The sequence below is a fragment of the Chloroflexus sp. genome, assembly GCF_034434295.1.
Taxonomy (GTDB): Bacteria; Chloroflexota; Chloroflexia; order Chloroflexales; family Chloroflexaceae; genus Chloroflexus.
Map to the genome: position 1 here is coordinate 20,868 of NZ_DAOTZQ010000101.1, position 26,553 is coordinate 47,420.

A 26,553-nucleotide genomic window follows, 5' to 3' on the forward strand; every position below is an offset into this window, starting at 1 on the left:
GCAACGTCGTGCTGTTCATCCTGATAGTCAGCCTCCAAGTCCTGCTCACAGCATAGATGGCAACTTGAGTTACATACCTGTTGCCGCAATCGGCAGTCGCTATCACAAAACCATAGGGGGGGCCTATGTCACGAGCGTATGTAGTGCTATACCTGCTGCTTATTGCTGGTATTGTCGGTAACCTACCGCTGCCGGTTCGTGCTCAGACCGAAACCGGGCCACTCCAACAGATCTGGCAATCAGCGGCTAGCGATGAGTATACGAGTGTTGCTGCATTCGATATTGATAGCGATGGTGATGATGATCTGGCCGTTGGTCGGCGCAACCTGCCGACTCAGATCTGGCGCAATGATGGATTGGACAGCACAGGTCAACTTATTCTAACGCCGATCTGGACATCGCCGAATGCTAATGAAACCGTTGATCTGGCCTGGGCTGTCACCAACAGCGGGACGATCCTGTTAGCAGAAGCGAACTACGGTGCCCCTCTATTCGTGTATCGGGTAGTGTTGGTTTCCAGTGGGGTGGCGGTCAATGTGCAATTTACCACCCTAAACCTGTTATCGCAAACGATCCTATGGGGGTATCTCGACGGTGATAACGATCCAGACCTGCTGATTGGTACCGAGGCGGATGCTATTTATTACTACCTCGACGATCAAATCCTGGCCGGTGGGCCGAATACGTTACAGGAAGCTGTTCCGGCATGGTTCACCACCGTCAGCATGGCTCTGGCCGATATGGATAGTGACAATATACCCGATTTAGTGGTTGGTTTACGAGGTGAGCCAACTCGCATCTTTGGTGGCGTAAGAACCGCGCCCTTCTTCGGTTCGGCCCCGATCTGGGTTGATGATATAGTGAATACGAATACCCGTGCCGTCATTGCCGGCGATTTTGACGACAACGGTAAGCCCGATCTGTTCATTGCCGGTGTGCGTGAAAATGTGCGCCTTTATCTTCATCAGTCAGATGCACCGCTGACACTGGCTTTGTCATGGGCGACGAGTCAGCGGATCAATGCGGTTGCTGCCGTTGCAACTGATTATGATGGTGATGGTTTCATCGATGTTGCGCTCAGTAGTGAACCGCGAGGTGATGTGATTCAGACGCTGCCCATCGGTGAACATCTGCTGCGGAATAATGGCAGTGGTGGTTTTACCCTGGTCGCCACGCTTGCGAATCGGGCAACGAATCGGAGCCGACTGGCGTGGGGGCAGATGGCAGGGTCAAGTACTCCTGACCTGGTGGCCGTTCGACTGAATGCGCCGGCCCGCGTCTATCGTAATCAGCTTAGTGGGGCAGTGCAGACAGTGGTTACCGGGGCTGGTGGGGTGTCGGCCCACGGTGCCCTCTTCTTCCGCCAGCCCGCCGGTAGTACTGTGCCAGCCGAACCCGTGCTTGTTGATGATCGGCCATTACGAGCCGATGCGAATGGCAATGCCACGTTGACCGGGTTGGTGAATGCGGGTGACGAGGTGGCCGTTCTGCAGCCTATCGGTGAGTTGGTCTCCTATACCAGTACCCATGCTCCAATTCCAATTGCCTCTGATCGCACCGATCTGATCACAGCAACCCTGTCGATTACGCAGACCGGGATTATTCAGTTCATTGACTCGGTCATTATTACGGGCACGCACACCTATTTTAGCGATCTCTCAATGACCCTGATCAGCCCTTCAGGAACAGTCGTGCGTCTGGTTGATGGGTCTTGTGGCGACAATAATGGTTTTGCGATTGCGGTCAGCGATACCATCGCCGGCAATAATTGTCCGCCTACTGGAGGTGCACAGTTTCAGGCTATTGACCCGCTAGATGAACTGCGTGGCGAGCCGATTACCGGTGACTGGCGACTGGTTATTGCCGATAACTTTCCCTTCGATGGCGGTACACTCACCGCCTGGAGTCTACGGCTTCTGGTCAACGATAGTCCGCTCTACTACACCAATATCGTTCCTGGTGACCCGCCAACGCTGACTATCCTCGGCGATGCGGGTGTCAATGCGATCAATGTCAGCCCTGATAACCCTCTCCTCCCCTTTGATATCGATGTCTCACTTGAGTGGGATGCTCACAACGATACCGGTTATATGGCCCAACTACGCACCGATCTCCGTCGTGCCTCGGAGCTGCTCTACGATTGGACAAATGGCCAGGTCGCGCTAGGGCGGGTCAGAATCTTTCACAACCGTGAACGCTGGAATCTGGCCGATGTGCGAATTTACGCGACGAATCGCTTGCGGCCAAACTCGGATCGAGGCGGTATTGTTCAACAGACCACAATTACTACCAATGGTCTGGGGGAAGAAGTGGTCTTTTATCCGGGACGGGTTCGCATCGGGGCAACCTGGAATCAGTACGGGGCCAGTCGCGGTACCGTGGGCGAGGACTGGCCACGGGCACTGGCGCATGAATTGGGACACTATCTACTCTTCCTGTCTGACAACTATATCGGTTTTAGCGAGGTGAGTGGTCGGCGTGTGCTGGTAGGGGTTGAGAGCTGTCCAGGCGCAATGAATAATCCTTACCGTGAAGAACAATCAGAATTTCACCCGCTTGCTGGTTGGGTAGCCAATTGTCAACAAACGCTTTCACAGCTCGAAAATGGCCGTGCTGATTGGGAGACAATTGTTGCCTTTTACCCGGCATTAGCCGCACATCGTCCGACAACATTCAATCAGATAACTGGCCCAAACACGTTGCCGGCGCAGCTCACCGAAGTTATTGACATGCCATTGGCGGGTTCATCGCGCACATTCCGCCAGTCTACGTTCAGTCTGTTGCAGGAAACTGACGACGGTACAATCCGCCTCCAACCCGACCGCAGCGCACGTGGTATTCTCTTTACCGATGATGATGGCAATGGAACAATTGATCGACTGATCGATCTCGGTGCTCCGGTACGCGATCAGCTCGAAGCTCGCGGTGCGCGAGCGGGTGATCGTCTCTGCCTGTTCGAGCTGGCGGTACGACGGCTTGGCTGCGTCGAAGCGCTGGTGAGTGGTCAGACAACCTTAACTGTTGCCGAGCGATCTGACTGGCAACCGGACATCCGGATCGAACCGATTGATGGTCAACGGATTCGGGTGATTGTGCGTGCTGAGGGTATTACTGCTCCCTTACGTGCTCGTCTATTTCCGCTTGATGCGCCGTCATCGGCCACCGTCACTCTAACTGCCGGTGCCGGTGTGGCACAGGCTGAAATTACTGCCCCGACATTCTTCGAGCAGGCGCTACTCCACCTGTGGGTTGATGAGCCGGCACCACGGCGCGAGGCTGTCACCGATGTCAATCTCTACTTCTATTCAGCAGATACCCCGCGTCTGGCTGTCGATCAATCACCGGTCCCTCAGCAACGACGACCGTGTAATCCACGGCGGCAAACCTGTCCAAACGATGCTCCGGCGTCACTCGATGGCCAGGCGATGATCTATGACCTTGATGGTGTCTTTGGGCCGGGCGATCTGCTCTCATTTCAAGCGGCTACGCGCGTACCGGCTACGCCACCGCCGTGGAGCGAGCAGGTCGGATCGGGCTACTGGCTGAGTGGCGTAAGTGCAACAGACCTGACCGGCTTCTCGATCAATTTGAGCTACGACGAAATCAGTTTGCCACCTGGAACAGCCGGTGGGCTGAGCATGTTCAAATATGATCCAGTTAGCCAGGCATGGCGTGAAATCGTTGTCTATCGACGCGATCTCGAACGGCGCGAGCTGGCCGGTGATGCAGCCGGGGCAGGACTATACACCTTATTAACAACGCTACGCCCGGCAGCCGGCTGGAACCTGCTGGCCTATCCGTGGTCGGGCGAAAGCGTGCCGGTTGCGTTCAGCCGTCTTAACGTCGATAGTCGTCACTATCGCATCGTCTACGGTTATGACGAAGTGACCAATAGCTGGCGTCGATACGACCCAAAGGTTGCCCCTGCTTTTGATACTCTGGTAAACACACTCACCAGCCTGACCTATGGTCGCGGCTATTGGGTTTTTGTGACTGATGATGGGGCAACCGGAACCGCTTCATTGACAGGTGGTGCTACCCTGCAATCGGCGTTGCCGCAGCCACCCACAACCTACTACGGCTATATTGCACCATTGGGTACGACAACGTTTGCCCCCGGTCAGACCGTAGAAGCATTGATCAACGGTGTCGTCTGCGGCAGTGCCCAAACGCGATTAGTAAACAATCAAGTTGCCTACGTCATCGACGTGGCTGCGGCCCAGCCTGGCAGTGAAGGGTGTGGGATGGCCGGTCGACAGGTGACCTTCCGCGTCAACGGTATGACCGTGCGAGGTTCGGCATTGTGGGGCGCACCGGGAGCGCAGCGCCTCGATCTCAATCCAACAGTCTGGGTACCACTCCTGCAACGTGAAGTGGTGTGCCTGGTGGCGTGTCGGTAGTTGGTTGAGAAGATAGGAGGTAGGAGATAGAAGATAGGAAAGGCATAATTTTAGAACTTATTTCGTAAAAGCTGTGCTGTGGTGCATCCAGACTGTTGCACAGACGCATAAACGCTTGCCAATCGCCAACGACTGCATATCCTGCTTCCAGGCTGCTAATATGGCAGCGAGGAGGGCTAACAATCATCTCCGCCTCCAATCACGTGTTGGATTGGTTGCCTTGTTCGCTCGTTATGCGCGTGTCGCGGGGTTTGGAGTGCGGCAGCCATGCTGCCGCTAGATGTTTTTTTGAAATAGGTTCTAGTCCCTTCGTGGGTGCAGGTTCTGCTCAGGGATGTCTGTGTCGTATCGTTTGGAGTGCGACAGCGTGGCTGTTGCGTCTGGCGTACTCTACGCCGGGTGCGTATCACCCTGGTTACCAGCACATCTGATAGCATAGAAAACCCGCCACGATGCCAACACCTTACTCTCATATTGTGACTAATCATCAGTGGCTCGCCGGTGCCGCTCCTGATAGTCCTTCAGTGTGGGGATGACATTGTTTATTCGATCACCCCACGTCCATCCGGGTCGTATCGGTGATCCTCACAGTATCGTTGCGGAGGTAACGGATCGTAGGGGCGGGTTCCGAACCCGCCCCTACGCCATATCCGGTGCCGGGCAGTGATGCATTTGTCGCAGACATGGCGCTGATTCATATCGATCCTCAAGGTTGCGCTCCCCTTTACAAGGATGCTTGCTTCTGATATACTTAACACTGTTAAATATCTACACGCACTAGGAATAGGGCAACGCATGACCGAATCAGAACTGGCCAATGCCGCAAATAACCCTTCAACCCTCGATGCCATCGAGCAAATGATTTTGCGCATAAGCTGGCTGGCGCAGCGCCAGTTTGTGCAGTTGCTCGATGATGAGCGGTTTAACCTGACATTGACCCAGTTCTACACCTTGCTTCATCTGGCGCAAACGAACGGTGAGTGCAAGATGTCCGATCTGGCCGAAGCGACGCAGCAGTCGGCGGCGGCACTGACCGGTGTAGTTGATCGTCTGCTTGATAAACAGTTAGTTGAGCGCACACGGCACGAGCGGGATCGCCGTCAGGTGATGGTGCAGGTTACGCCGCGTGGACTGGCGTTGATTGCTGCGATTCGCCAGGCCCGGCGCGAGCAAATCCATGCCACCCTCGGTCATCTGCCAGCGGCTGATGCCGAACGCTTGCTCGAACTTCTGGAAGGGGTGTTAACCGGGATGTCGCGCGTGCTCGAACGGAGTGAGACAGGACGATTGGCATAAAAGATGACCTTACCGTGGTGAACGATAAGCAGGCTCGCCTGCTTGCGTTCAAGGAGCGTACTTTGTTACGGTTACCGTTTCAATTGATACCGCCACCACAAGCTACCGGTAATGTAAGCTGGTCCCGGCTACTTTCCTATCTGCGACCTTATCGTGGTTGGATCGTAGTAGCTCTGATTGCCATGGTCATCAGTGCCGGTTTGGGACTGGTAATTCCGTTAGCGATTGGTCAGGTTGTTAATCTCATAACCGGCGACCAGGCCTTGCCGGTTATTCAGATCGCCCAGCTTCTGGGTGTTGTGATGATTGGGCAACTTCTGACCGGTGTTATTCAGACCTACTGTCTGAGCTTTGTGGGTGAGCGTGTCGTCAGCGATCTACGCATTGCAGCGTATGAGCATCTTCAAAAGCTCGATCTCGCCTTCTTCGAGCAGCGTCGAACAGGTGAAATCACGTCGCGCATTACCAACGATGTGACCCTTATCCAGACAACGGTGACCAATAGTCTACCAACACTACTGGGGGGTGTTATTCAGTTAGTTGGGGCTGTTGCTTTGATGCTCGTTGTCTCGTGGCAGCTCAGTGGTCTGGCGTTGATCCTGGTGCCGACGCTGGTGCTGATTGGGGTTTTCTTCGGTCGCTGGCTGCGCCAGATTTCGACCGCTGTGCAAGACCGGTTGGCCGATGCAACCAGCATTCTGGAAGAGACGGTTGCCGGTGTACGGGTTGTGCGCTCGTTCAGACGTGAGGACTACGAAATTGCCCGTTTTCGGGCAGCGGTCGAAGCAACCTTTGCGACGGCGTTGAAGCTTGCCCGGATTCGCGCTATCTTTCAGCCGGCAATGTCGCTGGCGGTGTGGATGGCGTTGATCGGCATTCTGGCTATCGGCGGCTATCTGGTGAGTACCGGTGTGTTGACGACAGGCAGCCTGATTTCGTTCCTGTTCTATGCAGTGATGGCTGCCGGGTCAATGGGTGTATTTGCAAGCCTGTTTGCTCAGTTGCAAGAGGCGCTTGGGGCAACCACACGAGTCTTCGAGCTGCTTGATCAGCAACCATTGGTAGCCGATGCGCCTGATGCCATTCCCTTACCGCCTATCGAGGGGCGAATTGAGTTTCGTGAGGTGTCATTTGCCTATCAATCGGCAACCAGCAACGGGTCGCCCGCACCGGTAGTCCTGCGTGACTTTTCACTCACAATTGAAGCGGGGGAAATGGTGGCACTGGTTGGCCCCAGTGGCGCCGGCAAGAGTACGATTGCCAGCCTGATCCCACGTTCTACGACGTGAGTGCCGGTAGCGTACTCATCGATGGTTATGATGTGCGGCGGGTACAGATTCAGTCGCTCCGGGAGCAGATCGGAATCGTGTTGCAGGAAACCCAACTCTTCAGCGGCAGTGTTCGCGATAACATCCGCTATGGCCGCCTCGAGGCCACTAACGAAGAGATCGAAGCGGCAGCCCGGATGGCGAATGCGCATGAGTTTATCTGTCAATTGCCAGATGGGTACGATACACCGGTCGGCGAACGTGGGCTGCGCTTAAGCGGTGGTCAGCGCCAGCGGATTGCTATTGCCCGGGCGATTCTGAAAAATCCGCGTATCCTGATTTTGGACGAGGCCACCAGCTCGCTCGACAGCGAAAGCGAGCGTTTGGTGCAAGAGGCTCTGGAACGGTTAATGGCCGGACGTACCAGTATCGTCATTGCCCATCGTCTGAGCACAGTGCAGCGCGCAGATCGCATTGCTGTAATCGTAGCGGGTGAGCTGGTTGAAATCGGTATGCATCAGGAGCTGCTTGCCCGTGATGGCGTCTATGCCCGGTTGTACGAACGACAATTTTTGCAGCCAATACCAACAGCGGCTGCTGTTTGAATCGTGTGCGTAACGTTCCTCATAGAACGTAGGAGATAAAACTACTATGAATGAACCAATGTCTCTCTTTGACGATCTGCCTGAAGAGCAGGATGACCTGCACGAAGAGCCAGAACGCCGTCTCCCGATGGTGGTGCTTGGCGAAATGGTCATCATGCCCCATATGACCATCCCGCTCCAGGTACCGCAAGGGAAGTCGTACCGTGCGATGGAGCGAGCGTGGGAAGAAGATCGTGATGTTCTGTTGATCTTTGTGCGCGAGAATCAGCTCGAAGGATACAAGAGCAACCAGCCGCAGAGTCTACCGCCAATTGGGGTTATTGCGCAGTTGCAGGAGTTTGCCAAGCTGCCTGATGGCACAGCCCGTGTGATCCTTGAAGGCCAGCAGCGGGCACAGATTATCGAAGCGATCCAGATCACACCTTTCTATCGGGTGCGTTGCCGACCGATCTTTGATCCACCGGTCGGGGGGATCGAGGTCGAAGCCCTGATGGAGACGGTGAAGCAGCAGGTTGATGAATTCGTCGAGCATCTTGGTGAGGTGCCCCAAGATGCGGTGCAGTTTGTGCATCGCATTGATCGCGCCGGTCATCTGGCCGATATTGTGACCTGGGGGCCGGCATTTGATTTCAAGGATCGGCTTGAGATTCTCAATACGCTCGATCCGGTCGAGCGTCTGCGTAAGGCGTATCTGGTACTGGCTCGCCAGTTGGAGCTACTGAAGCTGCGCGTCAAGATTCAGCAGGATACCCGCGAGGTGCTTGACCAGAGTCAGCGTGAGTATTTCCTGCGCGAGCAGTTGCGGGTTATTCGCCGTGAGTTGGGTGAAGATGAAGATGACGATGATCCGATTGATGAGCTGCGGCGCAAGATTCACGAGATGAACGCTCCAGAGTATGTGAAGAATCAGGCGCTGCATGAGGTGAAGCGCCTGTCCCAACAGGGAATGCACAGCCCTGAAGCAGGCGTGATTCGTACCTACCTTGATTGGATCCTCTCGCTGCCCTGGGCTGATGAGGAGCTGCCGGAGATCAGCATTACTGAGGCCAAAAAGGTTCTCGACGAAGATCACTATGGCCTCGAAAAGGTCAAAGAGCGTATTCTTGAATACCTGGCTGTGCTTAAACTGGCCGGTAATAAGATGCGCGGTCCCATCCTCTGCTTTGTCGGCCCGCCCGGTGTGGGTAAGACCAGCCTGGGGCGTAGCATTGCCCGTGCGTTGGGACGCAAATTTGTCCGTACCAGTCTCGGCGGCGTGCGCGATGAGGCCGAGATTCGCGGTCATCGCCGCACCTATATCGGCGCGTTGCCCGGCCGGATTATCCAGGCCATGAAGACGGCCAAGTCGCGGAGTCCAGTCTACATTCTTGATGAAGTTGACAAGATTGGGATCGATTTCCGCGGTGATCCGACCTCGGCACTGCTTGAGGTGCTCGATCCAGAGCAGAACAGCGCATTTAGCGATCATTACCTTGAACTGCCGTTCGATCTCAGCAAGGTGATCTTTATTGCCACAGCGAACCAGCTTGAACCAATCCCGCTGCCGCTCCGTGATCGCATGGAGATCATCGAGATCAGCGGCTACACTGAAGACGAAAAGATGGAGATCGCACGCGGTTTCCTGATCCCCAAACAGCGTGAGTTCCATGGGCTGCGTGAGGATCAGATCGAGTTTACCGATGGTGCCATCATCAAGCTGATCCGCGAATATACCCGCGAGGCAGGTGTACGTGGTCTTGAGCGCGAGATCGCCAGTCTGTGCCGCAAAGTGGCGCGTAAGGTAGCCGAACAAAGCGAAGCAACCGATGGCTCAGTCCAGAAGTTTGTGATTGATGAGGCTGCCGTGTCGGAATTCCTTGGTCCTGAGCGCTTTACTTTCGGCCTGGTTGAGGATAAGGATGAAGTTGGGGTTGCGACCGGTGTGGCCTGGACGAGCGCCGGCGGTGATATTCTCAATATCGAGGTGTTGCCGTTCAAAGGTAAGGGCCAGCTTCAACTCACCGGCCAGCTTGGTGAGGTGATGAAGGAGAGTGCGCAGGCTGCGGTGAGCTACGTTCGCTCGCGTGCTGCTGACTTTGGGATTGATCCGGCGATCTTTGAAGAAACCAATATTCACATTCACATCCCAGAGGGTGCAGTACCCAAGGATGGTCCATCCGCCGGTATTACTTTGACCACCGCGCTGATCAGTGCGCTGACCGGTACCCCTGTGCGGCGCGATGTTGCGATGACCGGTGAGGTTACTCTGCGCGGAAAGGTCTTGCCTATCGGTGGCCTGAAAGAGAAGACACTGGCCGCTCATCGGGCCGGTATTCGTACCTTTATCCTGCCAAAGGAAAATGCGAAAGATATCAGTGAGCTGCCGGAGAAGGTGCGGCGGGAACTGAATCTGATCCCGGTCTCCTCGATGGACGAGGTGCTGCAAATTGCGCTGAGTCGGGTGCCGATTGCGAATAATCAGGTCAACGGGCCACATCATCAAAATAATCGTGGTCAACCCTCGCCAACCCCGGCCGGTGCATAGGGAAAGCGTTGATGGTTCTGCGGTGAAAATGTACCCGCAGAACCATCTTTTTTTCATCCATCTTTATACATCGGCTTTGCACAGGTGAATGGTGAGGTGTTCACACCGCAGCAGCGGTACTATCGTAATGCCAGACCGTAGCACGGGTATATATGTTGACAACGTACCTGAGACTACATACCCTGTTTTCTGCATGCCAGTGCGGAAAAGAGAGGCACTATCTTTCATCCACAGCACAATCACGCACTGAATTGGTTGCCTTTCACGACCGGTGATGCACGTGTTGTATTGTTTAAAGTGCGGAAGCCAGGCTTTCGCACGACGGTGTTCTCTACCAGATGGGGCGCATCGTTCAACCTGCTGGCCATAGGTGCGATGTGCCTTTTCGTTATGATCATCTGGCTTGTCGGTCAGTAATGAGATGACTTCCAGGTATGAATGCAATCCTCTGTTACGGCTCTCTTTGTGCTGATTTGCGTATCTGGTTACCCCATTGGCCGCGACACGGCAGCGGTATTCATGCCGTGCGTACACGCTGGTTGGCTGGCGGCAATGCATTGAACGAAGCCCGTGCGTTGGTAAACTGGGGTGTTCGGCCACTTCTGTACGGTGACAGGTTAGGTTACGATGCCGGTGGTGATCTGGTTGCAGCTGAATTGACCGCGTTGGGCCTGATAACCCATATCGAAAGAAGTACGAACGTCGCAACGCCGGTATGCCATGTCCTGATCACCCCCGATGGTGAGCGCACGATTATTGCGTTGCGTCAACAGACTGCGGCTTCGCCGCCATCAGCAGAAGTCCTGGCAACATGCCAGATCGTTAGTGTTAGCCGTTATGGCCTCTACACCGCAGAAGTCGCTACCACTGCACGACAGCTCAATCGGCTGGTGGTCGTCGGTGATGTGAGTGATCCTGCCGATCCACTGGCTCAGGCTGCTGATGTCATCGTTACGTCGGCTGATCGGTCTGGTGCTGATCCGTTCCAGCAGGCTGCTGCTTTACAACAGGTGCGTGGTGCTCCCGTCTTTATCACAGATGGTCCTCATCCGGCACGGGTTTTGGTTGCCGGTAGCTGGTACGAAGCAACACCACCTTCAACGGAGAGCAGTGATCTCACGGGAGCCGGTGATGTCTTTCGGGCGGGCGTGGTGTACGGTATCTGGAGAGGATGGACCTGGCAGGACATTCTTGCGTTTGCCACAAATGCTGCCACGACGTTCGTAATCGAGCAATCGATAGCGTGATCTTGCCTTAAGAAGCGACAATACTTCGTGTTATAATCTCTACAACCTGACAGGTAGTATCTACTACCCCTCCTGATAGACTGCGCCAATTGCTCAATGAGTTACGAACTCTACGAACAGACCGACCAGATTATTTTACGCACCGCTCGTTATGAACTCGGCTGGTCAACGGATAGTGGCGCACTGGTTGTCTTTCGTCACGATAATAGCCCAAATATTCTCGGTTTCGGCCCCCCGGTGGCAGGGGTTGATGTTGCTATCGGTTCGCCGACCAATTGGATTACCGCACAGACGTTCGCACGCTACATCTGGCACCGTTTGCAGATGTTGCCAGATGGTCGTCCGCAGATGACGATTATTGTCGGTCTTGGCCCGTTCAAAGTGTTTGATAACTACCTGTTGTCAGACGAGGTGATTGAGCGCTGGATTGAGATCGAAAATGTCAGCGGTGATGAACTGCGCATGTACGGTGTACGGCTGATCATACCTCATGTCAAGATTGGCTCGCCAGACCACTGCACCTTTGAGGCGCCGGGTAACAGTGTTCGTCCACGTGCCTTGTATACCACTGCCAGCACTCAGGATCGCAACATTCTGCCTCGTCGTTTCTTTGCGCCTGGATTGCGTGGTGGCAGTGCTTTTGAGCCGACACCAACCCAGGGTGCCGGGGTGATGGCTCTTGTCAATTCTGATCTCGCGCTGACTTTCCTCTGCTGGTATGCCGGTGATGATGAGGCGGCACTTCCATACGTACAGGGCAGCCATACAGCAGTCTCATTGGCCTATGAAATTGCTGTTGCCGGCTGGCTTCCCTCTGATTGGCGGTTTGCGCTGGGACGGCAGTTTTTTACCCTCACCCTCCAGCCCTGGCCGGCAGCATTGTCCATCTATCAGGCATTGATGCCATTTCCCCGTCCGCCAATGCCATGGCTGCGTGATGCAATCATCTATGTCGCCGATCTGCGGCAGCACGGCGGTGCTGATGGGTTGCGTCGTCGTTTACCTGAACTGACCACGCTTGGGGTCGATACGCTATGTTTGTTACCGTGGCATACGGTTGGTGATCGTCCTCATTTGATTGGTGATCTCGAACGGATCGATCCGGTGTGTGGCGATCACGAGACGATCCAACAGCTTGTTGCAGCAGCTCATCAGCAGGGCATGCGGGTCTTGTTAGATGTTGCTATGCAGGGTTGTGCTCCTGATTCACGTTACCTCAGCGAGCACCCGGAATGGTTTGTCCGTGATGAGTCAGGGGCATTTGTGATTGGGACACCGGCAGATGTACCAGCAGTTGCACGTCACCCGGGTGTTGCTCTTGCTGCCGGTGGCTACCATTTTGACTGGCTGCGCAGCGACTGGCGTCTGTACTGGCAGCAGTGGGTGATTGCCCAGGTTGATCACTTTGCCCTCGATGGGATACGGGCAGTGGCTCCATACAGCGCAGCGCTGGCCTGGATACGGCGGGCACCGCTACGGGCAAGTGCCGGTTCCGCATTGATGGTGCAGACCCTACAAGAGATTGCGGCAGTCCGGCCAGAACTCGCTATGCTCTCTACTCTCTCCGGGCCACGGTCTTCCCAATTTGCCGGGGGATGGTTCGATTATCCCAGCCACCATATGCTGGTACACCTGGCGATGCGCCGGATTACTCCTGCTGAGTGGTCGGCATACCAGAGAGATTATACTGCACTCTATCCTGCTACCTACCGGATAGGGTTTCTTGAATCATTCGATACTGCCGATTGCAATCCGTTAGCCGATGGCTTACGGGGTTCACGCCTTGGTCAGACGCTCTGGGCTGTGATGCTATTCAGTGGTCTGACCCCGGCGATCTGGAATGGTCAGGAGATCGCAGATCGTGCTGTCTTGCCGCGCCTGTTAGCTTTATGGCGTAAAGAGCCGGCACTTCGCTATGGAACAGTGGCTTACCAGGACCTTACGGCTGGTACTGGCGATATTATGATCATCTATCGTGAGTTTGATCAGCGGCGGTTGATCGGCGTGATCAATCTGGGCGCGTTACCGGGCCGATTCATCACCCCCCAGCCTATTGGGCGTGATCTGCTCGATATTTCACCACTGACTCGGGAACGGCGTGGTATCGGTGAAGAATTGCGTCTGGTACCATTCGGTATCTACTGCTTCGAGGGTTGACCTGGTCACGAGCACGTGACATTCAGGAGTCGCGTCCATCTTTTTCCCGCTCCCGTCACGTAACACGCGAAGATTGGCGATTATCCAAACCTGCCGAACGCCTCTTTCGTGAGACCATTCATAGAAAAATTCGCTGTCAATGTCATAATAAGTTCACCCGCATTTAACCACTCACAGCATAGATGAGCGTGTTATGCCACCTGCCTCTCTATCACCAGGATTTGATCTGCAACCGCGACCAGATCATCTCCTACTACATCCGGCGGCGGTGCCAGTGGGTCGAGTACCATACCCGGACGGGCGACAAAAGCAGCGGTACAACCGGCACGCAAGGCTCCCGCTACGTCCCAGGCATGGGCGGCAATCAACCGTACATGATCCAGTGCCACTCCCAGCCGATGAGCCGCCATCTGATACACCTCCGGTGCCGGTTTCAAGCGACGAACTTCCTCAACCGACAGACGCACCTCAAAAAAGTCACGCAGACCGGCAAACGCAAGCTGAGTCTCGGCCAGTTCTGCATTTGAATTTGTGAGTGTTGCCAGCCTTATCCCACCGGCCTGCAAGCGTTCGAGCGCTAGTCGTACATCGGGATGCGGAGGCAGTTGCCGCATACCACCCAGAATCTGTTGCCGACCGCTACTGCTCAGTGTCACACCACGACGTGCGGCCGTCATGGTCAGTGCGGCATCACCAATCTGAGCGAACGGAACATAGCTCCCTGTAATGGTGACCACCATTGCCAGATGAATCACCTGTTGAAACCACTCGTGTCGCACTCCAGGGTCGCCAAACGCCTGCTCAAACATTGGATCGAGAGCACGCAGGTCGAGCAACGTCTCATTCACGTCGAAGACACAAACCCGTGGCATAGCAATTCTCCTGTTTGATAGTGGAATGCATATTATACACCGGATGATCAATGCAGTCTCGGATAGGGGGTATGAATGGAACGAATTGCTGTAGGTGTACGTCATACCGGTAAAGCACCACGTCTGAACTGCACAGGACTGCTTATGCGAGCATTGGTTGTCATCTTAATCGGCATGTTTCTTCTGGTAGCCTGTGGAACGGCGACCGGCTCTTTGCCTGCACAGCCCTCACCGCTGCCCGATCAGCCATTCCCAACGCAGCCGCCTGCGGCGACGCGCGATGCGTCCCTGCCGGTACCGACAGCCACCCTATTGCCGGAAGGAACTACTCAACCACCATCGGCCCCGGTTGTTTCACCAACCGTTGTGGTAATGGTTGTATTACCACCAACGATAGCCCCAACGGCAACACCATTTCCTGCCGTACCACCAGTAAAGGAGACCCCTATGCCGCCGTCAGATCAGGGTGGAACGTCGCCGATGCCGGCCAATGCCCAACCACTGACACCTCCCTACGATCCGAACCTGGCCCGCCTCATTGATCAGGCAAAACAAGACCTGGCCCAGCGCCTGGGGGTGGATGTGTCTGCTATCGAGGTGGCCCAGGTTGCTGCCGTCACCTGGCCAGATGGCTCACTCGGATGTCCGCGACCGGGAATGGCGTACATCCAGGTGCTCATTGATGGCGTCTTTGTGCAGCTTCGAGTTGGCGATCAGCTCTACAACTACCACGGTGATGGCCGCCGACCACTCTTCCTGTGCGATGCGCAGTTTGGCCCACAGTCGCAGCGGCCTTTACCGCCACGGCAGGCGCCGTAGATATTGCTGAGTGTATGTGTGCTCGCTTGCTGATTCAAGCCGAGGCGTTGCGAGGGTTTGAGTTGAGTGGTTGAATACGACAGTACTTCATAACATAAGGATGGGGCGATATCCATTTCGCCCCATCCTTAAGCTATCGCGCAATGATTGCCGCTACGGTCTGACAACCTCACCACTGAACGGATCAATGTACGTGCCGAAGAAGGATGGACTGGTCAGTTCGGCGTAGTTCGTCCAGCGTCCGAGGCGCACACCCTGGGCGCGGAAGCCAATGGTGATGGTCTGTCCCGGTGTGCCGGGGGTAGTCTCGATGTAGACATCGTTCGAGTTTGCGGTTGGAATAGTACCCACAACCGGGCCGAAGCCGTCGTTGCTGTAGATATTCGCCCCGCGATTACCGAACGCATTCTCGGCACCGACAGTGACATAGCCGCCATCGCCATCAGAGAGGGTCGGACCGTAGGAGTAGGTAATGTCCTCGACACCGTTCAGTCCGATCCAGATCTGGAAGGTGTTCAATTCACCATCACCCCAGTTCGGCGCGTTTTCCCACTCCAGAATCAGCCAGCAGGCATTCGCCGGATTGCTGCACGGCCCAAATCCAACAAGGTAAGCGTAGTAGCTACCGCCAGCGCTACCGTCGATGTCGGTCCAGAACGCACCCAGCGTATTGTTCGGGCGGGCAGGGTTGGGGAAGATACGGTTGATAAATTGCACATCTGCTGCCGTACCGCCACCGATCACAGCATACCCGTTGCTGACCATACCGATGGTGTTGTACGTTTGCCCACCGAAGACAAACGGGCGACTCAGGGTGAAGTTGGTAATCGTCTCGTCACCGAGGCTCACATTCGGGGTCGCACCGAGGCCGGCGAGGGACAGATAGCCGTAAGGTCAAACGACCCGCGCTCACGTTGGGTGGCGATGCGCCGGTGAGGGTTCCACTGAAGATCAGGCCGTTGCTCGTTTCAGTGGCACCACCGGTGACACTCCCGCTCACCAGTTTCAACTGTTTCGGCATGGTGTCGTTGAGCGTCACTGTGACATCGTTGAAGGTGGTATTGGTGATCGAGATCGTACAGTCGGTTGTCCCACGCAAGGCCAGGGTCGCCGGATCGCACTGCTTCTCCATCCGAATATCAGGCTCGCCGCGCACAATCGTGACGGGGAAACGAACCTGACAGCCGTTCCGTTCGGTGAAGATGACCACGGCATGGCGTACCTGTCCTAACGGTACATCACGGGCATCAACCGTGATATTGAAGGTGTACGTACCGTTTGCCGGCACGAAGAATTCCTTCGGTACAATGACCTTGAAGTCACGTGGCTGGCCGGCCTGGTACGAAATGGTGCTCTTGTAGAAGCTGTTGTACCCCGACACTTCACGTACCGTGCGGCTGACGGTGATCAATCCCGGCATTCTCGGTACGTACAGGCTGGGATAGTTGGCCTTCCACAACTCATTCTGCAATGCCAGATAATTGGCACCGGTCTCATCGAACGTCAGGCCGGGGTCCCAGGCTTTGCGCAGATCAATGCGGCCTGAACCGGCATCGAATGGCGTAAAGCGGGTAACACCGTCCTCTTTGTAGACGCCGGCAGCTTTCGCACTGGTCATCAGCGCCGACTTGATCTGACCAGGCGTCCAGGTTGGGTTGAGCCACTTGAGCAGGATTGCAGCACCGGCATTGTGCGGGCTAGACATCGATGTACCACTCAGGAAGGCGAATTGTGGTACCGCTTGCCCGTATTCGATTGCCGTATAGCCGGCCAGAATGTTGACACCGGGTGCAGTCACGTCAGGCTTGCTGATACCGAGGGTCTGACCGGGACCGCCGCACGAACTGAAGCCGGCCATCACATCACCTTGAATCGGACCGGGTGCCCCAGGGGTGAAGGTTGCCGTCGCGCCAGGGTTGGCAGTCAGGAAAGCCAGCAATGCGCTGCCATCGGTGTTCTGGATGTGAACCGTCGGAATTGAGTGGAAGTCGGCGTCAAGGCTACTCGGTGATGGATTATAGAGGATCATACCGACAGCGTCACCGGCTGCTACATTCGCGCTCTTCGCGACGCGGGCAATGATTCCTCGCTGACACACAACGATCTGTCCGGTGAATGTGCCGGCTGCTGCCGGGTTGAGACACAGCGGGTCGGCAGTGTTGACCACAACCGGCGCAGGTGTCGAAATCCCGGCGCCACTCGAAGCGCCAACCGCAGTGAAGGTTCCGCTGCTTCCCTGCACCGTCAATGTACTGAGGTACGACCGGTCCGAGGTGCTGGCGCCAACCGTCGCTACCCACGGTTCGCGGTGGTTGACCGTATCGGGTCCCGGGCCAGAGTTGCCTGCCGATGCCGACACCAGAATCCCGGCATTGTAGGCGTCAAGAAATGCGAGGGAGGCGATGTCGCTGTACGGATTGGTACCACCGCTGATCGAGAAGTTGATCACGTGTACACCATCGCGGATTGCCTGCTGCACGGCGGCTGCCGAGTCGGTTGTAAAGCATCCCAGCTCGCCACACACTTTGTAGTTCACGATGTATGCCCGTGGTGCGATGCCGGAGATGGTCCCGAATACCCGGCTACCATCACTGGCCGGAACGCCACGGTTACCGGCTGCCGTCGAGGCAGTGTGGGTACCGTGCCCATCATCATCGCGACCAGATAGGAACTCATATGGTGCGGTACCGACAAAAAAGTCGTAGGCTGTCATGAAGCGGTACGAACCGATCAGCTTGTTATTGCAGGTGAACGGCGCATCACCGGGTGTCGCACTGCCGAAATTACAGGCGCGGAGACCACCAGGATTACCCGGCGCGGGTGGTGGGGGAGCGTAGGGTTTGCCAAGCGGATCGGGGTCGGAGAATGACGGATGTTCGGGCCAGACACCACTGTCGAGGACGCCGAAAATAACGCCTTCACCGGCGAACGCCGAACCACCGCCACGACGCCAGGCCGTGGTTGCTCCAATAAACGCAGGGGTGCGGTAGGTCTCGATGCGCTCAATCCGGTCGTTAATCACTTCAACCACGTTCGGTAACCGACGCAATTGGTCAAGATGACTAACCGGAGCGGCCATCGAAACACCACCGATGATCAGATCAAACCGGTGCGTGACTATCAGACCGGGGATGCGCTGTTGCGCCTGAGCGATCAGCGCATCAAGTTCGGCGTTCAGTTGCCGCAGATAGGTCTGAGCTGCGGGGGCGTTGATGTCAGTGATGCCGTTCTGCGCCATAAACGAGGCGAGTGATGGTGAGTCGATCTTGAGGAAGACGCTGGCGAGGGTACCGTCGCGTGAGAGGGTCAGATTTTTGTTGATGGCCACATCTTCACGGCTACTTGCAGTGAGGGGTTCGATAGTTAACGGCGTTCCAGGCGTTGGGCGATCAGGACGCGGTTGCGCTTCTACAGGGCGTAACGGTGAAATTCCAGCTAGCACAAGCGACAGTAGCAACGTCAATGCAACCAGATAGTTGCGTGAAAATAAACGACTCATGTGCCCCCCTTGATTACACAAAAACAAGACAGCGGCATACTCCTTTGTACGGCGTCATGACAATACGATCTCACCTCCTTACACAGAAAACAGAACAGAAATCCCCCAGGCACAGGCTATGCCTCGCACCCTGAATATCTGCTCTTTGCTGACCTACCACGAACGATGTTTATTGTAATAGAAACTTCGTAAAGTTTCAAGAGGTTAACGGTTGGCTGATCAAATTGTTAAGGATAAATGAAAAATTGTTTATTTATTTGATGAAAAGTTTGTCATAAGCTGTTTTGGGTTCAACGTAATCGTAGGCTTTCATTTCTGCCGCTATCCACGTATGGAGCCGACTGCTATGCGATGCTCCCGTTGCGAGATTGGCAATTCCGCATAATGCGACATTACCTGTACACATGGTCTGCGCTGGTAATGTTGAGCATGTAGCACTAATCTCTTTGAACCCGGGAGCATACGCCTCCGGCTCGCCTTGCTATGCATTACCCACATGTCACCAGGCAGCCGGTATGCCCCTCATAGCACATCGTGCTGGCAATAGCGCATCGTTCATCACGCACACCGGCAGTCATGGGTTCTGCAGCGTCCTGTTCCCCGTCAGCAGGTCAGCCCTGCAGTCGGGCGGGCTGACGCCCTCCCTCACGACGTGGCAGCCCCGCTGAAGCTACTCATGCGTGCGCATGGTGCCTGCTCCCCGCCGGCAGGCCAGCCCCGCAGGGGCTTCAAGGAAGTAAGACAGGGTTTTAACCCGCCGACTCGCCGGCTATCGCCCCCGCTCCCGCATGCGAGCTATGCAGTATTCGAGTTATGGGTAATGCATAGGTCTCGCCTTGACCCTGGGAGCGTGGGCCGCCGCCTGGCCGACTTCATCGGTATCTCTCTTTCACACTTCTAATATATTGCTAACACAGCGCTGATGACTATCTAACATCGGTTTTTTATCTACAAAGACGTACACCTTTTGCATCATCATCGCTGCATCGGCCCGACGCAGAGCGCTGTGCCGATGTACGTTGACGATCAAGGAGGTGGTGTGCCATGACGATGGATCTGGGTCTGCTCATCCTGCAACTGGTTGTTGGGCTGATCATGATGGGGCACGGTGCCCAGAAGCTGTTCGGCTGGTTCGGTGGTCATGGCCTGCGGGCAACCGCCGACTGGCTGGCAGGTATGGGAATACGTGCACCACGTTTCTGGGCGCTAATGGACGGTCTGGCTGAGTTTGGCGGCGGTTTACTCTTTACCCTCGGCTTCTTCCATCCGCTTGGCTCACTGGCAATCATTGCCGTCATGATCGCGGCAATTGCTCTCGTCCACTGGTCGCATGGACTGTGGATTAGCAATGGGGGCAGTGAATACAATATCGTTCTCCTTGGCCTGGCCGCGGTGATGGGGCTGTGGGAACCCGGTACCTACACGCTCGACCGTGCCCTCGGTATTGCCCTTCCGCAGCCACAAACCTTCTGGATTGGCCTGATCCTCGTGTTGGCTGGTCTGGCCTTCGCCCTCTTCAGCCGGCAGCCACGCACGACGGTGGCTTCGGCGAGTGGTGCTGGTCAGGTCGCTCATTAGGCAAGGTGGGGTAGTGCCTGTCACTACCCCCAACCCTGAATAATGAGGAGGTCGTCTGTGCACGTCAAACCGTTGAATGATCGGGTTGTAGTTAAACCAAAGCCGCGTGAAGAGATGACAAAGGGCGGCATCTACCTGCCCGATACCGCAAGCAAAGAGCGCCCGATGGAGGGCGAGGTGATTGCGGTGGGTCCAGGTCGCCGTGCTGATGATGGCAAGCTGATCCCGATGAGTGTTAAGGTCGGTCAGCACGTGCTCTACGCCAAATACGCCGGTACGGAATTTAAGATTGACGATGAGGAATACCTGATTCTCCAGGAGAAGGATATTCTCGGTATCATCGAAGGGGAGTAAGCAGTATGGCGAAGCAACTGATCTTTGATCAGCAAGCCCGCACAGCGCTGAAACACGGTATTGATACGCTGGCTCTGGCCGTTAAGACGACCCTCGGTCCTCGTGGCCGCAATGTTGCGCTTGATAAGAAGTGGGGTGCCCCGACGGTAACCCACGATGGTGTGAGCGTTGCCAAAGAGATTGAATTGAAAGACCCGTTTGCCAACCTCGGCGTGCAGTTGCTCAAGCAGGCCGCAGTCAAGACGAATGATGTTGCCGGTGATGGTACGACGACGGCAACCGTTCTGGCCCAGGCGATCATCAACGAGGGCTTAAAACTGGTTGCAGCTGGTGCCAATCCGATGCTGCTCAAACGTGGCCTCGATAAGGGTGGTCAGGCGCTAGTGGCTCGCATCAAAGAGCAGGCCATTACGCTCAAGACCCGCGATGAGATTCGGAACGTTGCTACCATCTCGGCCCAGGATGCCGAAGTTGGTGAACTGCTGGCCACCGTGATGGACAAGATTGGCCGCGATGGTGTGGTAACGGTCGAAGAAGGGAAGAGCACGCACCTCGAGCACGAGCTGGTCGAAGGTATGCAATTCGACCGCGGGTATATCTCGCCCTACTTCATCACCGACTCTGCCCGCATGGAGGCAGTGCTCGATGAACCATACATTCTGATCACCGACAAGAAGATCAGCGCGATCAAAGATCTGTTGCCAATCCTCGAAGCAGTGCTGAGCAGCGGGAAGAAGGATCTGCTGGTCATTGCCGAGGATGTTGATGGTGAAGCGCTGGCAACACTGGTCGTCAACAAGCTGCGTGGTACGCTCAATGCCCTGGCCGTGAAAGCGCCCGGCTTTGGTGATCGACGCAAAGCCATGCTCCAGGATATTGCTATCCTTACTAATGGTACCGTTATCTCGGAAGAGATCGGTCGCAAGCTCGAAAGTGCAACTTTGCAAGACCTCGGTCGTGCCCGCCGGGTCAAGGCTGACAAAGATAACACCGTTATCGTTGAAGGCTACGGCGACAAGCAGGCCATTCAGGCCCGGATTGCCCAGCTCAAGCAGCAGATTGAAACTACCACCTCCGATTACGACCGCGAGAAGCTGCAAGAGCGGGTGGCGAAGCTGTCGGGTGGTGTAGCCGTCATTAAGGTTGGCGCACCGACCGAACCGGCCATGAAAGAGCGCAAGGCTCGCGTTGAAGATGCGCTCAACGCAACCAGGGCTGCGGTTGAAGAGGGTATCGTGCCCGGTGGTGGTGTTGCCCTGCTGAATGCGATCCCGGCCCTTGATAATGTCACGACCCAGTTTGAAGAAGAGCGGATGGCGCTCAATGTCCTGCGGCGAGCGCTCGAAGAGCCATTGCGCCAGCTCGCCACCAATGCCGGTGAAGATGGTTCGGTGGTGGTCGAGAATGTTCGCAACGAGCAGCGGAAGCACAACAACAACCACTACGGCTACGATGTGATGACCGGTGCCTACGTCGATCTGATGCAGGCCGGTATCATCGACCCGGCGAAGGTCGTGCGCTCCGCCCTCGAAAATGCGATCAGCGTTGCCGGTATGGTGCTGACTACCGAGGCCCTGATCGTCGATGCGCCCGAACCGAAGAAGAAGAACGGTACGCCACCGATGCCGGACGATGACTTCTAATCCAGTCCGGTAAGCAAATGAAACGTGCGCATGTCGCAAATCCCCGACATGCGCACGTTTTACGTTCGTACTGACCTTTATGATCTGCTAAGCCACGCTGTGCAGGAGCGTTGTGCCCCTGCACAGCATATCACATCAAGTCTGGTCTAATAGAAGTTATTGCACGCTACCAGTCATCTCCCTCACGTTGCACCCTTGAGCGCTACACCGTAGTGCGCACGTGTTGGTATTCCCCTAAAGGAGCGTACCTCCGAATCACTTCCAATAGACACAGCCCATCGTGTCTGCTTCCAGCAGGCTATTGCAATCCTGAGCAAACTCGTGACAGTGTGAGCCATCTGCACTGGAGTTCCCGCCCCCAGCGGGGGCGGGTTAGGGTGGGGCGTGTCGCTCGCCTGGCCGCACTCCTGTACGGCTCTGATAACCCGCAAGAGGTGCAGTGTCAGGCAGATTTGATCTCAGACAGATCACCCCCGCTTACCGCACTACACTCGCGTAATATACTCACCGGTGCGGGTGTCGATCTTCAACACATCACCTTCATTAATAAATGCCGGCACTTCAATCACGGCACCGGTCTCCAGCGTCGCCGGCTTAGTCACATTGGTCGCAGTGTCACCGCGCACGGCAACCGTCGTCTCGACAACCTTCAGGTTGACGAAAATCGGCAATTCGACGCCAATAATCGTATCCTTCTCCGCGTCGTAAACCAGATCGACCGTCTCGTTCTCCTTCATAAAGCGCACTGCGTCGCCAACCAGCTCCGCCGAAACCGGAATCTGGTCGAAGGTGTCATTATCCATGAAGATGAAGCTATCACCCTCGCGGTAGAGATACTGCATCGGTCGCCGCTCGATCCGCACGATGTCGATTTCCGCACCGGCGCGTACCCGATCTTCAATCACTTTCCCGGTCGTCAGGCTCTTGAGCTTCATGCGGACAAACGCCCGCCAGTTGCCTGGCGCCACGTGCTGAAATTCAACCACCTGGTACAGGTCGTTGTTGTAACGAATCACAATTCCGTTGCGCAAATCAGAGGTTGTTCCGGCAGCCATCTCAATATACTCCTTGTTTTGTTTACATAACAACACACAAGCCGGGAAACCACCGTTGCCCGGCGAATGCTACCACTATAGGCTGATTCAGGATTCTGCGCAAGTTGTGTGGTGAAAAGACCCTCATGCTGCCGCTTCGCGCTCTTCCATACCCATCTTTTGACTGATCAGGTAATGACCCGTCTCAGGTACAATAGCAACTGAATCGATCCCGTTTAAGGCTTCATCCATACAGGAGCACATTCTTATGAAGCTTGTCTTGCCGGGCCTGTTACGCGATGAACTTCTCCCGCGTATTGCTGCGGTTGCCCCCGATGCCACAATCGTTTGGTATGACCGTGATGGTCAACCCGAAGCCCCTATTGACGATGCCGAGGTCCTGCTACGCTGGTTTTTTACCGGCGAACAATTGGCCCGTCTGGTGCGGCAGATGCCAGCGTTGCGCTGGCTGCATATTCCCCGTGCTGGTGTAGACGGCTCGCTCATTCCCGAAGTGCTGGCACGCGATATTATCGTGACCAATTCAGCGGGTGTGCATGCCATCCCGATCAGCGAGTTTGTCATGCTCTTTGCCCTGAGTCATGTCAAACAGGCCCTTCATCTGCACCAGTTGCAGGCTGCCCATCGCTGGCGCGACCAGGACCTGCAATTGCGAGAGCTGGCCGGCAGCACGATGCTGATCATCGGCCTGGGCCAGATCGGACAGGCCATTGCCGGACGTGCCGGTACCTTTGGGATGCGGGTATGGGGATCGCGCCGTACTCCACGCCCAACCCCAGGAGTCGAGCGTGTGGTTGGTGAGGGTGAATGGCGATCATTACTTCCGGCAGCCGACTTTGTTGTCATTGCCACCCCGCTCACACCGGCAACACGCCACATGTTTGGCAGAGCAGAACTGGCGCTGATGAAGCCTGATGCCTATCTGATCAATATTGCCCGTGGTGAAATCATCGACGAAGCAGCATTGATTGAGGCGCTGCGCGAACGACGGATTGCCGGTGCCGGCCTCGATGTGTTTGCTCAGGAACCACTCCCCCCGGATAGTCCGTTCTGGACGCTGCCGAACGTCTTTGTGACTCCTCACGTATCATGGAGTTCGCCGCACATCCGGTCGCGTACCCTTGATCTCTTTGCTACCAATCTACGCGCCTTTCTCCAACAGCAGCCAATGATCAATGTCGTGGATAAACAGGCGGGATATTAAAACTTATATCATAAAGCTATGCTATCGTGCTACCAGACAATCACACAAGTTCATAAACGTTTGTCAATCACCAACGCCAGTCTATCTGCTCCTGGCCCGTTGGTAGAGCGCAGCTCCGGTCGTGCCGGTGTAGACTGGATTGGTTGCCTTGCCCGCCTGCCATACCCTTGTCGCACCGTTTGGAGTGCGGCAGCCATGCTGCCGCGCCAGCCGTGCTTCGTGTCAGTCGCGTGTCACACTGTTCACCCTGCCAGTCACGGAAATGATACGTGTTCTTGTCACGATCATGTAGTCTGTTAGTAAGCTTCCAGCCCAGTACACGCTATCCATGTTATTCTGAAAACAACGAACTGATACCTGTTGTACCAATCGCTATATGGAAGAGGAGAATGCCCGCATGACCTCAACGACCGACCGCCTCGAAGCACTCTTCGCCAGCCGGGTGCGCGATGTTGTACCGCCCCTGTTTGGTGCCGCCGGTGAACCGGTGCGTCCCCTGATCAGCCTGTCGTATGGGCTGGCCGATCCGATACTCTTTCCCCGGGCTGAGCTGATGGCTGCCGCAGCCGAAGTACTTGCTTACGAAGCTGCCGAGTCGCTAAACTATGCGATGTCTTATCCCGGCCTGACCGATCAGATTGTAGCGCGCTTGCAGGCTGAAGGTGTGGCTGCCCAACCCGAACATGTACTGGTGGGTTACGGCTCCGGACAGATTTTGGCGCTTCTGCCAGAGATATTCGTCGAGCCGGGTGACATCGTGATCATTGAAGCGCCCAGCTTTCTCGGTGCAGTGCGGCGCTTTGTTCAGTCGGGTGCACGTCTGATCAGCATCCCGGTTGATGAGGAAGGTATGAATGTTGAGATGCTGGCCGACACCTTGCGCGAACTGGCGACAAATGGTCAGCGTCCGAAATTTATCTACACCATTCCCACCTTCCACAACCCAACCGGCGTGACCCTGAGCCTGTCTCGTCGTCGCCAATTGGTGGATCTGGCAGCAGAATACGGAGTTCCGGTCGTTGAAGACGATGCTTACATTGATCTCCGCTTCGCCGGCGAGCCATTGCCTTCACTGGCTGCCCTTGATCGGGATGGCTGGGTCATTCGGGTGGGTACCTATTCCAAAATCCTGGCTCCTGGTTTGCGGATTGGCTGGGTGCATGCTCGCCGCGAGATTATCGACCGTCTGCTGATGGTGAAGGCTGAGGGCACGACAGGCCCCTTCATTACCCGGGTTGTCGCCCGCTTCTGTGCCGATGGTCGACTCGAACGGCACATCGCCACCCTTCGTCAGCACTACGCAGTCAAATGTGAAACGATGGTCGCGGCCATTCGGCGTCATTTTCCGGCTGAAGCCAGCTTTGTCATGCCCGCTGGTGGCTTCTTCATCTGGGTTCAGTTACCCAAGGGGGTAAGTGCCCGTGCCTTACTCGAAGCCTCGCGTGCCCGTGGAGCAGAATTTCTGGCCGGCACTGCTTGCTTCGTCGAACGGGAACGTGGTGATAATGCAATGCGTCTCGCTTTCAGCTTCCAGAGCAGCGAGCGGATCGAAGAAGCAATCGCGATTATTGGCTCGGCCTTTGCCGATCTCTAGGGGTTCAAAAAATCGTAGTAGTCGCCTCTCACGCGTCGAGCACGCCATACAAAGTGCTCGATGCCCATACTTACATCCGTGCCCGCCCAGCAATGCGATTGGCGCAACATGGCGTGCGGCAGCCATGCTGCCGCATGTGCTCGTCTGCCAGGCCGGTCAGCGCGAGTATGGCGTGCGGCAGCCATGCTGCCGCATGTGCTCGTCTGCCAGGCCGGTCAGCGCAAGTATGGCGTGTGACAGCCATGCTGCTGTATGTGCTCGTCCGGCAAACTGGTCAGCGCAAGTATGGCGTGTGACAGCCACCCTATCGCACTTATTCTCCTCACCGCCGAACGCATCTCACACCGGCCACGCGAACAACGGGTACGCCAAAAATGCCCTGGCAGCGAAGTGATTGCCGTCTTTGGCGTGCGGCAGCCATGCTGCCGCATGTGCTCG

Annotated in this window: 15 protein-coding genes and 1 pseudogene; 12 read left to right on the forward strand and 4 right to left on the reverse strand. The window is 55.9% G+C overall.

Going from position 1 to position 26,553, the window contains the following annotated elements; genetic code table 11:
- Positions 1 to 125: 125 nt before the first annotated feature.
- From VAE57_RS14240 to VAE57_RS14270, 6 genes and pseudogenes are all read left to right on the forward strand, one after another.
- On the forward strand, positions 126 to 4,400 hold the full coding sequence (locus VAE57_RS14240) for an FG-GAP-like repeat-containing protein (protein ID WP_322822532.1): 4,275 nt from the start codon (positions 126 to 128) through the stop codon (positions 4,398 to 4,400).
- Positions 4,401 to 5,195: 795 nt separating this feature from the next.
- Complete coding sequence (locus VAE57_RS14245) at positions 5,196 to 5,696, forward strand: MarR family transcriptional regulator (RefSeq protein WP_322822533.1); 501 nt, start codon at positions 5,196 to 5,198, stop codon at positions 5,694 to 5,696.
- A 14-nt stretch (positions 5,697 to 5,710) separates the two neighbouring features.
- Positions 5,711 to 7,569, forward strand: a pseudogene (locus tag VAE57_RS14250) (ABC transporter ATP-binding protein).
- A gap of 46 nt (positions 7,570 to 7,615) precedes the next feature.
- Positions 7,616 to 10,093 carry an endopeptidase La gene (lon, locus tag VAE57_RS14260; protein WP_322822536.1) on the forward strand — a complete coding sequence of 826 codons (2,478 nt, stop codon included), beginning with the start codon at positions 7,616 to 7,618 and terminating at the stop codon, positions 10,091 to 10,093.
- A gap of 434 nt (positions 10,094 to 10,527) precedes the next feature.
- Positions 10,528 to 11,340, forward strand: coding sequence for a carbohydrate kinase family protein (locus VAE57_RS14265; protein WP_322822537.1), 813 nt, complete (start codon positions 10,528 to 10,530; stop codon positions 11,338 to 11,340).
- 96 nt (positions 11,341 to 11,436) lie between these two features.
- A complete protein-coding gene (locus VAE57_RS14270; protein WP_322822538.1) occupies positions 11,437 to 13,497 on the forward strand; it encodes an alpha-amylase family glycosyl hydrolase in 2,061 nt (686 codons plus the stop codon).
- Positions 13,498 to 13,688: 191 nt separating this feature from the next.
- Here VAE57_RS14270 and VAE57_RS14275 read toward each other — a convergent pair whose 3' ends face one another.
- Positions 13,689 to 14,369, reverse strand: a complete 681-nt coding sequence (locus VAE57_RS14275; RefSeq protein WP_322822539.1) for a haloacid dehalogenase type II — start codon at positions 14,367 to 14,369, stop codon at positions 13,689 to 13,691.
- Between the two features lie 144 nt (positions 14,370 to 14,513).
- Between VAE57_RS14275 and VAE57_RS14280 the strand changes: the two genes are divergently transcribed.
- On the forward strand, positions 14,514 to 15,188 hold the full coding sequence (locus tag VAE57_RS14280; protein ID WP_322822540.1) for a hypothetical protein: 675 nt from the start codon (positions 14,514 to 14,516) through the stop codon (positions 15,186 to 15,188).
- Between the two features lie 153 nt (positions 15,189 to 15,341).
- On the opposite strand, the gene VAE57_RS14285 is transcribed toward VAE57_RS14280, so the two are convergent.
- Together VAE57_RS14285 and VAE57_RS14290 are read right to left on the reverse strand one after the other, a co-directional pair.
- Positions 15,342 to 16,037 carry a hypothetical protein gene (locus VAE57_RS14285; RefSeq protein WP_322822541.1) on the reverse strand — a complete coding sequence of 232 codons (696 nt, stop codon included), beginning with the start codon at positions 16,035 to 16,037 and terminating at the stop codon, positions 15,342 to 15,344.
- Entirely contained in the window at positions 16,024 to 18,687 is a 2,664-nt protein-coding gene (locus VAE57_RS14290) for a S8 family serine peptidase (RefSeq protein ID WP_322822542.1), read from the reverse strand. The genes VAE57_RS14285 and VAE57_RS14290 overlap by 14 nt, the downstream gene beginning before the upstream one ends.
- 1,044 nt (positions 18,688 to 19,731) lie before the next feature.
- On the opposite strand from VAE57_RS14290, the gene VAE57_RS14295 reads away from it, so the two are divergent.
- From VAE57_RS14295 to groL, 3 genes are read left to right on the forward strand one after another with little or no spacing between them, the layout of a single operon-like run.
- Positions 19,732 to 20,265 (forward strand): DoxX family protein, encoded by a 534-nt coding sequence (locus tag VAE57_RS14295; protein WP_322822543.1) that lies wholly within the window; start codon positions 19,732 to 19,734, stop codon positions 20,263 to 20,265.
- Positions 20,266 to 20,322: 57 nt separating this feature from the next.
- Positions 20,323 to 20,619 (forward strand): co-chaperone GroES, encoded by a 297-nt coding sequence (gene groES, locus VAE57_RS14300; protein ID WP_416208463.1) that lies wholly within the window; start codon positions 20,323 to 20,325, stop codon positions 20,617 to 20,619.
- A 5-nt stretch (positions 20,620 to 20,624) separates the two neighbouring features.
- Positions 20,625 to 22,262 (forward strand): chaperonin GroEL, encoded by a 1,638-nt coding sequence (groL, locus tag VAE57_RS14305; RefSeq protein ID WP_322822545.1) that lies wholly within the window; start codon positions 20,625 to 20,627, stop codon positions 22,260 to 22,262.
- A 485-nt stretch (positions 22,263 to 22,747) separates the two neighbouring features.
- On the opposite strand, the gene efp is transcribed toward groL, so the two are convergent.
- Positions 22,748 to 23,317, reverse strand: coding sequence for an elongation factor P (efp, locus tag VAE57_RS14310; RefSeq protein ID WP_287157355.1), 570 nt, complete (start codon positions 23,315 to 23,317; stop codon positions 22,748 to 22,750).
- 247 nt (positions 23,318 to 23,564) lie between these two features.
- On the opposite strand from efp, the gene VAE57_RS14315 reads away from it, so the two are divergent.
- Positions 23,565 to 24,521: a D-2-hydroxyacid dehydrogenase gene (locus VAE57_RS14315; RefSeq protein WP_322822546.1), complete on the forward strand. Its 957-nt coding sequence runs from the start codon at positions 23,565 to 23,567 to the stop codon at positions 24,519 to 24,521.
- A 397-nt stretch (positions 24,522 to 24,918) separates the two neighbouring features.
- A complete protein-coding gene (locus VAE57_RS14320; protein WP_322822547.1) occupies positions 24,919 to 26,115 on the forward strand; it encodes a PLP-dependent aminotransferase family protein in 1,197 nt (398 codons plus the stop codon).
- Positions 26,116 to 26,553 lie beyond the last annotated feature (438 nt).